Genomic DNA, 11,278 nt, shown 5'->3' on the forward strand with positions numbered 1-11,278 from the left:
GGAGGTGTCAGGCAGGCGTCGGTGCGGCGGCCGTCCGGTCGGCGCGGGGCGTGATCCGCCCGGCGGCGATGTCCTCGGCCCAGTGGCAGGCGACCGAGTGGCCGGGTGCCGCCGACCGCAGCGGCGGCAGTTCGCTGTCGCAGCGGGTGGGTTGCACGTATGGGCATCGGGTGCGGAAGGGGCATCCGCTGGGCAGCCGGCTCAGCGACGGCGGGTCACCGTGCAGGACGAGCCGCTGCCGCACGGGCGCGGCCGAGCGCGACGACTGCGGGATCGCGCAGAGCAGGGACAGCGTGTACGGATGCAGCGGTGCGGCGTAGACGTCGTCGGACGACGCCAGCTCCACCACCCGCCCCAGGTACATGACGGCGACCCGGTCGGAGACGTACTTGACCACGGCGAGGTCGTGCGAGATGAACAGGTACGTCAGCCCGAGGTCGGCCTTGAGGTCCTGGAGCAGGTTGAGGATCCGCGACTGCACGGAGACGTCGAGCGCCGAGACCGACTCGTCGGCCACGATGAGCTGGGGGTTGAGCACCAGCGCACGGGCGATGCCCAGACGCTGGCGCTGCCCGCCGGAGAACTCGTGCGGGTACTTCTCCGCCGCCCCGGCCGGCAGCCCCACCCGCTCGAGCACCTCGGCGACCCGGTCGCGGCGTTCCCGCCCGCTCAGCCGGGTCTGCAGCGCGAGCCCTTCCCCCACGATGTCCTGGGCCCGCCAGCGGGGGTTCAGCGAGGCGTACGGATCCTGGAAGATCATCTGCAGGTCGGTGCGGATGCGCCGCAGACCTCCGCGCCGCAGCCTGGTGATGTCCTGCCCGCCGAACTGAACGGTGCCGCTGGTGGGCGGGTCGACCATGATGAGGCTGCGCCCGAGGGTGGACTTGCCGCTGCCGGACTCCCCGACCAGGCCGAGGGTCTCGCCCCGGCGGATGTCCAGGTTCACGTTGTTGACCGGCCGGATCGTGGTGCGCCGGCCCAGCGTGCCCGACCCGGCCACCCGGTACTCGCGCACGATGTCGCGAGCCGACAGCAGGATGTCCTCGTTCATGCCGTCACCGCCTTGTCAGTGTGCTGGATGTCGTCTTGCTCGGGCAGCCAGCACGCCGCCCGGCCGCCCCTGACGAACGGCGGCCGCTCGGTGCAGGCGTCGAACGCGTGGGCGCAGCGCGGCCGGAACGGGCAGCCGGTGATGACCTCTCCCGGAGCCGGCAGGCCGCCCGGGATGACTGGCAGCGGCATGTGCGACGGCGAGTCCAGTGCCGGGGCGGCCGCCAGCAGCGCCCGCGAGTACGGGTGCTGTGGCTGTTCCAGCACCTCCGCCGCCGTCCCCCGCTCGACGACCGTGCCGGCGTACATCACGCACAGCTCGTCGGCCACCTCGCCGATCAGGCCGAGGTCGTGGGAGACCAGCACGAGCGCCATGTCCCGCTCCCGCTGCAGGTTCAGCAGCAGTTCGAGCACCTCGGCCTGCGTGGTCGCGTCGAGCGCCGTGGTCGGCTCGTCGGCCAGCAGCAGCCGCGGCTCGGCGGCGATCGCCATCGCGATGACCACGCGCTGGCGCATGCCACCGGAGAGCTGGTGCGGGTAGCTGGAGGCGACCCGCTTCGGATCGGGGAACCCGACCGATCGCAGCACGTCCAGCGTCCGCTCCCCAGCGGCCCGGCGGGACAGCCCGAAGTGCCGCCGAAGCACCTGACCGACCTGGTACGACACCTTGTAGACCGGGTTGAGCGCGGTCATCGGGTCCTGGAAGACGAACCCGACCTCGCGGCCGCGGACGTCCTCGAGCTCGCGCTGCGACAGTCCGGTGACGTCGCGGCCGTTGACCCTGACGACCGTCGACGCACCGATCCGCGCCTCCGGCGGCAGCAGCCGCACCAGGGACATCAGCGAGACGCTCTTGCCGCAGCCGGACTCCCCGACCACGCCGAGCGTGCGCCCGGCCGCGACGCCGAAGCTGACGTCGTGCACGAGCGTCAGCTCGCCGCGCGCCGAGGCGACCGAGACGGAGAGGTTCTCCACCTCGAGGACCGGACGTGTGCTCATGCCGCACCCCCGACCGTGCGCAGGTCGCCGGCCGTCGCGGCGGCGGGGCGGTTGCGCCGCCGGGGATCGAAGCGGCGGTCGAGGCTGTCGCCGAGGATGCTGAACGCCAGGACGGTCACCACGACGATGCCGCAGCTGATGATGAGGAAGCCGGGGTTGCTCAGGGCCAGGTTCTGCGCCTCGGCGATCATACTGCCCCACGACGGCGTCGGGGGCACGACGCCGACGCCGAGGTAGCTCAGGCCCGACTCCAGCAGCATCGTCGCGGCGAGGGTCAGCGACGTCTGCACCAGGATCGGGCCGAGGACGTTGGGCAGCACGACGCGGAAGAGCAGCCAGCCGGGCCCGGCGCCGAGCATCCGGCTGGCGGTGACGAAGTCCTGCTGCCGGACCGAGAGCACCTGGCCGTAGGTGACCCGGGCGAAGGTCGGGGTGAACAGGATTCCCATGGTGATGATGAGCGTCGCCGTGCCCGGACCGAACAGCGCCACGACGAGCAGCGCGAGCACGATCGGCGGGAAGGCGAGCACGACCTCGGTGGCCCGCATGGACAGGCCGCCGATGAAGCCGCGGAAGAAGCCGCCCACCAGGCCGAAGGTGGTGCCCAGCACGGCGGCGACCGCGGTCGCGCCGACCGAGACGACGAGGTCGGCGCGGGCGCCGTAGAGCAGGCGGGAGAGGATGTCGCGGCCGAACTGGTCGGTGCCGAGCAGGTGGTGGGCGCCCGGCCCGACGAGCTTGTCCGGCCCCTGGGCCAGTGGGTCCACCGGGGCGACCCAGGGGGCGAGCAGCGCGACGAGGACAAGGACGGCGAGGAAGACCGCCGGGACGGTGCTGCCCAGGAACGAGCCGCCCCGGCCCAGCGCACGGAAGACCTTCACGACCGGCGTCCTCTCGGATCCAGCAGCCCGTAGGAGACATCGACGACAATGTTCAACGCGATGAAGATGGCGGCGGCCACGATCACGACCCCCTGCACGAGGGGATAGTCCCGGTTGGTCACACCGTCGATCAGCAGGCCGCTGAGCCCGGGCCAGCTGAAGACCCGCTCGACGATCACGGTGCCACCCAGCAGAGCGCCCATCTGCAGACCGGTCACGGTCAGCACCGGGGTCAGCGCGTTGCGCACGACGTGCCGGATGAAGACCGTCCGCCGGCGCAGGCCGACCGCCTCGGCGGTGCGGACCCAGTCCTGGCGGGCCGTCGCCAGGACGGACGCGCGGGTCATGCGCGAGACGATCGCGGTGAACCCGATCGAGAGCGCGACGACCGGCAGGATGAGCCCTTGCACGTAGAGCCCGAATCCCTCGCTGATGTCGGTGTAGCCGCCGGAGGGCAGCCATTGCAGCTGCACGCCGACGCCGAAGATCAGCAGGATGGCGGCCACGTAGGCCGGGATCGCGATGCCCAGGCTGCTGCCGAACAGCACGAACCGGTCGAAGAACCGGCCCCGGCGGGCCGCCAGGGCACCGAGCGTGACCCCGGCCAGGACCGATACCAGGGTCGTCGCCACGATGAGCTGGATGGTCCGCGGCATCCGCTCGCCGATGTACGCCGTGACCGGCCGCCCGTCCTGCAGGGAGTGCCCGAGCGAGCCGTGGGCCAGATCCGACAGATAGCGGGTGTACTGCTCCCCGAGCGGGAGGTTGAGGCCCAGCTCGGTGCGCAGCTGGGCCACTGCCTCCTCGGTCGGTGTCGAGCCCGTGCCGGTCAGGATGGTCCGGGCCGGGTCACCGGGCACCAGGTGCACCGCTATGAAGATGAGTGTGACCACGACGAGGAGCAGTGCCGCGCCGGTGGCCAGACGTTTGGCGACATAGAAGAGCACCTGTCGCGTCCTTCCTGCTGGCTGTCGTCAGGCCCGGGTCACGACTTCGCGGTTCCGGCGAGCGTGTAGCCGGACTCGAAGGTGAGGAAGCCGGGGATGTTGGTGAAGCCGGTCACCGACTTCTTGTGGCCGTACGCCTGCGAGCGCCAGGCCAGCCCGACGATGGGCGCCTCGGTGAGCACCATCGTGCCCAGCTGCTTGTACAGATCCTTGCGCTGGCCCTCGTCGACCGCCTGCTTCGCCTTGTCGAGCAGGGCCTTGAGCTCGGTGTTGTCGTAGCCGAACGAGGCGTTCTGCGACCCGGCCGGCGTGAGGATCTGCTCCAGGAACGCTGGGTCGTTGCAGACGCCGACGGTGCCGTAGACCGCGATATCGTACTGACCCTTCGAGCCCGCCTGCAGCCGGGTCGGCCAGTCCGGAAGGTTCATGTCCAGCTCGATGCCGATGGCCTTGAGGTCGGCCTGCACCGAGATCGCGGTGTTCTGGTGGAAGTCGTACTGCGACGAGGACAGCATGCGGGCCTTGAACCCGTTCGGGTAGCCCGCCTCCGCCAGCAGCGCCTTGGCCTTCGCCACGTCCTGCTTGTAGAAGTCGGCCTGCTCGGCGTTGTAGAACGCGCTCGACTGCGGGATCGGCATCCCGGCCAGCGGCGAGCCCTGGCCGGCCAGGGCGCTGGCGACCACGTTCTGCCGGTTGACGGCCCAGGCGACGGCCTGCCGGACGCGGGCGTCCTTGAACGGGCCCTGCGCCGTGTTGAACAGCAGGTACATGAACGGGCCGTCGGTGGCGTCGAGCACCAGGTCGCTCTTCTGCTTGACCCGGTCGTAGTCGTTCCAGCCGACGAAGGAGATGGCGTCGACGGTGCCGGTCAGCAGCGCGTTGTCGCGAGCCGCCTGGTCGGCCAGGATCTTGAACTGGATCTTGTCCAGGCTCACCTTGTCCGCCTCGTAGTACCCGGCGAACTTCTCCACGGTGAAGGCGAGGCCCTTCTCGTACGAGACGAACTTGAACGGCCCGGCGCCGACGTACGTCGGAGCCTGCTGACCCAGGGTCTTCTTGGGCAGGATCGCGCCGCTGACGTCGGCGAGGAACGCCAGGAACGACGCGTCGGGTGCCTTGAGCTTGACGATGACCTTGTTGTCGCCCTCGGTGGTCACGCTGTCGATGCCCTTGGTGGCGGGGTACAGCTTCGGCGTCTTCGACGCGTCGGTCATCCACTCCAGGGACGCCTTGACGTCGTCGACCGTGACCGGGCTGCCGTCGTGGAACTTGAGGTTGCCGCGCAGGGTGAACGTGAAGGTCCGCGAGTCCGTCGTCTCGAACTTCTCCGCCAGCGCCGCGACGATGTCGCCCTTGGCGTCGTACTGCACCAGGCCGCGGTGCAGGACGCCGTTGAGCACCATCGAGGCGCTGCCCTGGTTCTGCGGGGTCTGCAGGTTCGGCACGTCGCTGTCGAGGCCGAAGGTCAGCGTTCCGCCCTTGGTGCCCGAGGACGCCTCGCTGCCGCCGCCACCACAGGCGGTGAGCAGCGGTCCGGCGGCAAGCGCGGTGCCGAACAGCGCCGAGGCCTTCAGGAACGAACGCCGCGAGGATCCGGCCGCCACGGCGCGCAGGTCACGCATGTGCTGTGAGGTCATGTACGGATTTCCTTCAACTGAAAAGGTGGGTGTCAGACGTCGAGCTGGTAGACGGTGCGAGCCGTTTCCGCGGAGATGACCTCGTCGGCCAGGTCCTGCTCCACGAGCTCGCGGGGCCGCTGCTCCGGCGGGCCGTAGCCGCCGGCGCCGGCGGTGATGATCGACGCGCGGTCGCCCGGCTGCAGGATGGTGTGGCCGTGCTCCACGGGCCGGGCGCCCTCGGAGAGCTCCACCCGAGCCGGGGTTCCGGGCCCGCCGCCGAACAGGCCCCACGGCGCGGACTTCTGCCGCGACGTGTCGAGCCAGAACTGCACGTCCTGCTCCTCGACCCGGACGGTGCGGCGGATGCCCATGCCGCCGCGCCACTGCCCGGCGCCGCCGGAGTCCTGGACCAGTTCGTAGGCCTCGATGACGAGGGGGTACTCCGTCTCGAGGCTCTCCACCGGCAGGTTGGACGTGTTGGTGACGTGCACCTGCACGCCGTCCATGCCGTCCTTGGTGGCCCGCGCGCCCGAGCCGCCGCCGATGGTCTCCAGATACACGAAGTAGTTGCCGGTGCTGGTGTCACGCCCGGAGAAGTGCACGCCCGTGTTGGCGCCGTTGCTGGCGGCGGTGACCCGCTCCGCCACGGCGGGCGCGAGCGCGCCGTGGATCAGGTCGACCACTCGCTGGCAGGTCTCGGTGCGGCCGTTGACCGCCGCCGGGGCGACGCAGTTGACGATGGTGCCCTCGGTCGCCTGGATCGTGATCGGGCGGTGCAGCCCGGCGTTGGAGGGCACGTCGGGGTCGACCAGGGTCTTGATGGCGTAGTACACGGTGGCGTACAGCGCCGTCCAGACCATGTTGACCGAGGCGCGGACCTGCGCCGGGTTGTCGCGCAGGTCCAGCGTGACCTCGCTGCCCGACACGGCCACCCGGATCTTGAGCTCCAGCTCCTCGTCCAGCTCCGGGCAGTCGAACCGGTCGGTGAAGGTGTATTCGCCGTCCGGGATCGACTCGATCGCCGCCCGGGTGCGCCGCTCGGTGTAGTCGAGCAGGGCGGCGGTCATGTCCATCAGCCGCTGCCGGCCGTAGCGACCGGCCAGTTCGACGTAGCGGGTGACCGCCAGCCGGTTGGCCGCGAGCTGGGCGCGGAAGTCGGCCCGGCGCTCGTGCGGCACCTGGCAGTTGGTGAGGACGAGCTGGAAGATGTCCTCGTTCGTCTCGCCGCGGCTGATCAGCTTGACCGGCGGGATGCGCAGGCCTTCCTGGAAGATGTGCGCGTGCCCGCGGTCGCCGAAGTCCGCGTGGTGGGCGAGGTTGGCCGCCCACGCGGTCAGCTCGCCGTCGACGAAGATCGGCGAGACCAGCACCATGTCGGGCAGGTGCGAGCCGCCACCGGAGTACGGGTCGTTGCTGATGAAGGTGTCGCCCTCGTGGATCGCGTCGAGCGGGTAGCGGTCGAGCACCGCCGAGACGACCCCGATCAGCGAGCCGAGGTGCACCGGCGAGGCCTGCTCCGCCTGGGCGCTCATGTGCCCCGCCGCGTCGAACAGGCCCGCCGTGCAGTCCCGGCGCTCCTTGATGTTGCTGGAGAAGGCGGCCCGGACGAGGGTCTCCCCCATCTCCTCCACAATGGACGCCAGCGCCGCCCCGATCACCTCGACGAGGATCGGGTCGATGCCGGCCGCCGACCGCTCGCTCATGCCTCTGCTCCATTCCGCGAAGACGCCACGAGACCGTCCGTCACGCGGACGATGAGGTTGAGGTGTTCGTCGACGACCACCTGATCGCCGGGGAGCACGACGGTGGTGGTGTCCATCTGCTCGATGAGGGCCGGGCCGTCGATCCGGTGCCCCGGCTGCAGCTTCGAGCGGTGGTAGACCGGCACCACGGCCGAGCCGCCCACCTCGGCGACCCGCAGCTCCCGCCGGCCGACGAGCGCGATGTCGACCGGGCTGCCGTCCGTCGTCTTCGCCGCCAGCTCCGCCGTCGGCACGTCGCCGATGCCCTGCACCCGGTACGTGACCGCCTCCACCGGATCCCCCGGGGCGCTGTAGCCGTAGAGGCGCTCGTGCTCGACGGCGAACCGCGCCAGCACCTCCGGCAGGCTCTCCTCGGTGAGGTCGCCGGCGGCAAGGGTGACGGGCAGCTCGTAGTTCTGCCCGACGTAGCGCATCTCGATGGCGTACCCGAGGTGCCGGCGCTCCTGCGGGATGTCCTCGTCGGCGAACCACTCGGTGGCCTGGTCGGTCAGCTCCACCAGCACCTGCCGGATGTCGGCGACGTGGGCCGCGTCGAACCGGCGGATCGCGGTGCGCGTGAAGTCGGCCCGCACGTCGGTCATGAGCAGTCCCAGCGCCGACTGGGCGCCGGGCGTCGGCGGGACCAGGATCGTGGCGATGCCGAGCTCACGGGCCAGCCACGAGGCGTGCAACGGGCCGGCGCCGCCGAACGGCACGAGCGTGTAGTCGCGGGGGTCGTAGCCGCGCTGGACCGAGATGACCCGGATCGCGCGGGCCATGTTGGCCACCACCACGCGGATGATGCCCTGCGCCGCCGCCTGGACGTCCAGGCCGAGCCGGTCCGCGAGCGCGGTGACCGCCTGCTCCGACGCGGAGGAGTCGATGCGCATCTGCCCGTCGAGGAGGTACTCGGGGTTGAGCGTGCGCAGTACCACGTTGGCGTCGGTGACGGTGGCCTCGCTGCCCTTGCCGTAGCACGCCGGCCCGGGGTCGGAGCCGGCGCTGGCCGGCCCGACCTTGAGGTGGTTGCCCGCGTCGATCCAGGCGATGGAGCCGCCGCCGGCGCCGACGGTGTGGATGTCGAGCATGGGGCTGCGGATCGGCCGGCCGTCGAGCTCCATGCCCTTGGTGACCTTCGGACGGCCGTTCTGCACGAGCGAGACGTCGGACGACGTGCCGCCCATGTCGAAGGTGATGATGTCGGGGTGGCCGGCGGTGGCCGCGATGCCCGCGGCACCGACGACGCCGGTGCTCGGCCCGGACAGGACCATGCGGACGGGGAACTGCTCGGCCGCCTCGAACGGGATGATGCCGCCGTTGCTCTGGGTCACGTGCGGCACGACGCCGAGCCGGATGTCGGCGAGCCGCTTGCGCAGCGCCGCCAGGTAGTCGGCGACGACGGGACCGACATAGGCGTTGACGACCGTGGTCGAGAGCCGCTCGAACTCGCGGAACTCCGGCAGGACCTCGCAGGACAGCGTCACGAAGACGTCCCTGCCGAGCTCCTCGTGCAGGATCTCCCGGATGCGCCGCTCGTGCTCGGGCCGCAGGAAGCTGTACAGCAGGCACACCGCGACCGACCGGATGCCCCGCGCGCTGATGGCGGCGGCGGCCTTGCGCACGTCGTGCTCGTCCAGTGGCGTCTCGATCCGGCCGTCGTGGCGGACCCGCTCGGTCACCTCGAAGCGCGCCGAGCGCCGGGCCAGGGCCTCGGGCTTGTCGGCCTGCAGGTCGTACAGGCGGGGACGCCGGCCGCGACCGAGTTCGAGCAGGTCGCGGAAGCCCCGGGTGGTGATCACCGCGGTCGGCACACCCCGGTAGGTCAGCAGCGCGTTGGTGCCGACGGTGGTGCCGTGGGCGAAGTAGCCGACCTCCTCGGCGGTACGCCCGCCGATCTGCTCGAGGATCTCGAGGACGCCGGTGATGATCGCCCGGCCCGGGTCGTCGCGCGTGCTCGACACCTTGCGGACGTGGATCGCGCCCGTCTCGTCGTCGTAGGCGACCACGTCGGTGAAGGTGCCTCCGGTGTCGACACCGATACGCAGACTCATGTTGGCTCTCCTGGCAGATGCGGAAGCATGGTGGCCGCAACGGCGGCCGGGTGGCCGAACGCGCCCGCGACGGAGCAGGCGAGGGCCGCGCAGTTCGCCGCCCTGGCCAGCGACGAGGTCAGGTCGCGGCCGCCGACGAGGCCGACGAGCAGCCCGGCGATGAACGCGTCACCGGCGCCCATGGTGTCCACGACCCTCGATGCGACGGTCGGCTGCCGGTGCACGCCGTCCGCGGTCGCCAGCCATGCGCCGGCACTGCCGCGGGTCACCAGCACATGGCGGGCGCCGTGCTCGAGGCCGCGCGACAGCAACGCCTCGGTCTGCTCGTCGTCGAGGCCCGTGCCGGAGAAGGTGGCCAGGTAGAGGCTCGGCAGCATCCAGTCCACGTACGACTCGGTGAGCCGGTTGGAGAAGTCGAACGACACCCGGGTGTACGCCGCCATCCGGGGAACGGAGCGGATCAGCGACCCGCTGTAGGCGGTGTGCACCACGTCGAATCCGGACAGCCGTGCGTAGTCCGCCTCGGTGAGGTCGAACTCGGAGACCCCGTCGTTCGAGTCCTTGAACACCCGGTCGTTGTCGACGATCGCCACCTCGGCGTAGGCGTTGGGCCCGTCGGCCCGCTGCACGCCCGAGACGTCGACGCCCTCGTCGCGCAGCGCGGCCAGCACCACGTCGCCGGCCGCGTCGGTGCCGACCACGCCCCGGTACGCCGCCTCGGCGCCGCACCGGCGCGCGTACACCGCGACGTTGACGGCGTTGCCGCCCGGGTACATGACGCCGGCGTCGACGTAGCGGTCGACGACGTTGTCCCCGGCACCGAGCACCCGCACGGCGGCGCCGGATCCGAACATTCGCATCAGTAGTCGACCCGGTACATGTATCGGCGGGCGGCGGTGTTGTGGCCGCGCTCGGCCGCGACGAAGTCGAGCAGGCGCCGGCTCAGACTGGCCACCACGAGCGGGCTGATCAGCCCGCGCTGTGCGGCGGGCACCCCGGGCAGCTCGTAGTCGCGGGAGTCCAGCACGTCGGCGTTGTCGTAGTAGCGGTTGACGAACTCGACCGTGCGCTCCCCGATCGGCCGGGTCTGGTCCTCGCCGACGAGCACCAGCACGGGGCGCTGCCCCACCATCTCGAACGGCCCGTGGAAGAAGTCCGCGGCGTGCACCGCGGAGGCGTGCAGCCAGTTCATCTCCTGCAGGTAGCAGGCGGCGAGGGCGTTGGCGGCACCGAAGTTCGGGCCGGCGCCGAGCACGTAGACCAGGTCCGCGTCGCTCCACCGCCGGGCCACGGAGGCGCCGAGGTCGGCGACGGCCGCCTTCGCCGCCGGGATCGCCGTCGGGATGGCGGCGATGGCCTGCCAGCGCTCCTCCGCGTCGGACAGGTCACCGACCGCGTCCAGCAGGGCGAGGGCGAGCTGCGTGAAGTGGATGGCCTTCGGCTCGGTGACGGTGATGTTGCTCGGGTAGTCGAACACCACATCGGCGACCTGGGCCAGCGGGGTGTCACTGCTGCGGGCGATGCCGGCGACGCGCGCGCCCGCCTTGCGGGCCAGCTGGGCCGCCTCCAGCGTCTCCGGCGTCGCGCCGGAGTGCGACGACGCGATCACCAGGGACGAGGCGTCGAGGCCGGCGAGCTTGCGGTGGATGAGCTCGGCGCTGGTCATCTTGGCGGCGGTGAGCTCTGTGGTGGAGGTCTCCATGAGATCCAGCGCCGGGAACGTCGAGTAGAAGGAGCCGCCACAGCCGATGAAGAAGACCTTGGTGACCCCCTCGGCGACGACCTCGCGGGCGAATGCTCGCGCTTTGTCGAGCTGGGCGACCGTGTGTTCCAACGTCGGGACCAGGTCCGCTGCGAGCGGGGTCGGCTCGACCGCGGTGAACGTCATGCGAATTGCTCCTTACGGTGACTCGGCCGGAGTTCGACTGAGAACCTTCTCTGTGGCGACGATGAGAACCTTCTCAGGCCCTACTTGACCACGTCAAGTCA

Annotated in this window: 9 protein-coding genes; all 9 read right to left on the bottom strand. The window is 70.9% G+C overall.

Annotated features, from left to right (window positions below; all coding sequences use genetic code 11):
- Window positions 1-7 precede the first annotated feature (7 nt).
- The 9 genes from ACQP2P_RS29235 to ACQP2P_RS29275 are packed head-to-tail and all read right to left on the bottom strand — an operon-like array spanning window position 8 to window position 11,177.
- Window positions 8-1,051 (bottom strand): ABC transporter ATP-binding protein, encoded by a 1,044-nt coding sequence (locus ACQP2P_RS29235; RefSeq protein WP_433606130.1) that lies wholly within the window; start codon window positions 1,049-1,051, stop codon window positions 8-10.
- Complete coding sequence (locus ACQP2P_RS29240; protein WP_433606132.1) at window positions 1,048-2,049, bottom strand: ABC transporter ATP-binding protein; 1,002 nt, start codon at window positions 2,047-2,049, stop codon at window positions 1,048-1,050. Before ACQP2P_RS29240 ends, ACQP2P_RS29235 begins: the two co-directional genes overlap by 4 nt.
- Window positions 2,046-2,930: an ABC transporter permease gene (locus ACQP2P_RS29245; protein ID WP_433606134.1), complete on the bottom strand. Its 885-nt coding sequence runs from the start codon at window positions 2,928-2,930 to the stop codon at window positions 2,046-2,048. Before ACQP2P_RS29245 ends, ACQP2P_RS29240 begins: the two co-directional genes overlap by 4 nt.
- A complete protein-coding gene (locus ACQP2P_RS29250) occupies window positions 2,927-3,877 on the bottom strand; it encodes an ABC transporter permease (protein ID WP_433606136.1) in 951 nt (316 codons plus the stop codon). Before ACQP2P_RS29250 ends, ACQP2P_RS29245 begins: the two co-directional genes overlap by 4 nt.
- 38 nt (window positions 3,878-3,915) lie before the next feature.
- Window positions 3,916-5,514 (bottom strand): ABC transporter substrate-binding protein, encoded by a 1,599-nt coding sequence (locus ACQP2P_RS29255; protein WP_433606138.1) that lies wholly within the window; start codon window positions 5,512-5,514, stop codon window positions 3,916-3,918.
- 32 nt (window positions 5,515-5,546) lie between these two features.
- Window positions 5,547-7,199: a hydantoinase B/oxoprolinase family protein gene (locus ACQP2P_RS29260; protein ID WP_433606140.1), complete on the bottom strand. Its 1,653-nt coding sequence runs from the start codon at window positions 7,197-7,199 to the stop codon at window positions 5,547-5,549.
- The gene (locus tag ACQP2P_RS29265) at window positions 7,196-9,289 is read right to left on the bottom strand and encodes a hydantoinase/oxoprolinase family protein (RefSeq protein WP_433606142.1); all 2,094 of its coding nucleotides are present in this window, start codon (window positions 9,287-9,289) and stop codon (window positions 7,196-7,198) included. Before ACQP2P_RS29265 ends, ACQP2P_RS29260 begins: the two co-directional genes overlap by 4 nt.
- Window positions 9,286-10,149 carry a PfkB family carbohydrate kinase gene (locus ACQP2P_RS29270; RefSeq protein WP_433606144.1) on the bottom strand — a complete coding sequence of 288 codons (864 nt, stop codon included), beginning with the start codon at window positions 10,147-10,149 and terminating at the stop codon, window positions 9,286-9,288. Before ACQP2P_RS29270 ends, ACQP2P_RS29265 begins: the two co-directional genes overlap by 4 nt.
- Window positions 10,149-11,177 (bottom strand): SIS domain-containing protein, encoded by a 1,029-nt coding sequence (locus ACQP2P_RS29275; RefSeq protein WP_433606146.1) that lies wholly within the window; start codon window positions 11,175-11,177, stop codon window positions 10,149-10,151. Before ACQP2P_RS29275 ends, ACQP2P_RS29270 begins: the two co-directional genes overlap by 1 nt.
- Window positions 11,178-11,278 lie beyond the last annotated feature (101 nt).

This window comes from Dactylosporangium sp. CA-139114 (genome assembly GCF_050955725.1).
Taxonomy (GTDB): Bacteria; Actinomycetota; Actinomycetes; order Mycobacteriales; family Micromonosporaceae; genus Dactylosporangium.

Excerpts from the sequence above, each read along its gene's own strand:
- ACQP2P_RS29255 (WP_433606138.1), bottom strand. The coding sequence starts at position 5,514 with ATGACCTCACAGCACATGCGTGACCTGCGCGCCGTGGCGGCCGGATCC.
- ACQP2P_RS29270 (WP_433606144.1), bottom strand. The coding sequence starts at position 10,149 with ATGCGAATGTTCGGATCCGGCGCCGCCGTGCGGGTGCTCGGTGCCGGG.
- ACQP2P_RS29275 (WP_433606146.1), bottom strand. The coding sequence starts at position 11,177 with ATGACGTTCACCGCGGTCGAGCCGACCCCGCTCGCAGCGGACCTGGTC.
- ACQP2P_RS29240 (WP_433606132.1), bottom strand. The coding sequence starts at position 2,049 with ATGAGCACACGTCCGGTCCTCGAGGTGGAGAACCTCTCCGTCTCGGTC.
- ACQP2P_RS29265 (WP_433606142.1), bottom strand. The coding sequence starts at position 9,289 with ATGAGTCTGCGTATCGGTGTCGACACCGGAGGCACCTTCACCGACGTG.
- ACQP2P_RS29260 (WP_433606140.1), bottom strand. The coding sequence starts at position 7,199 with ATGAGCGAGCGGTCGGCGGCCGGCATCGACCCGATCCTCGTCGAGGTG.
- ACQP2P_RS29235 (WP_433606130.1), bottom strand. The coding sequence starts at position 1,051 with ATGAACGAGGACATCCTGCTGTCGGCTCGCGACATCGTGCGCGAGTAC.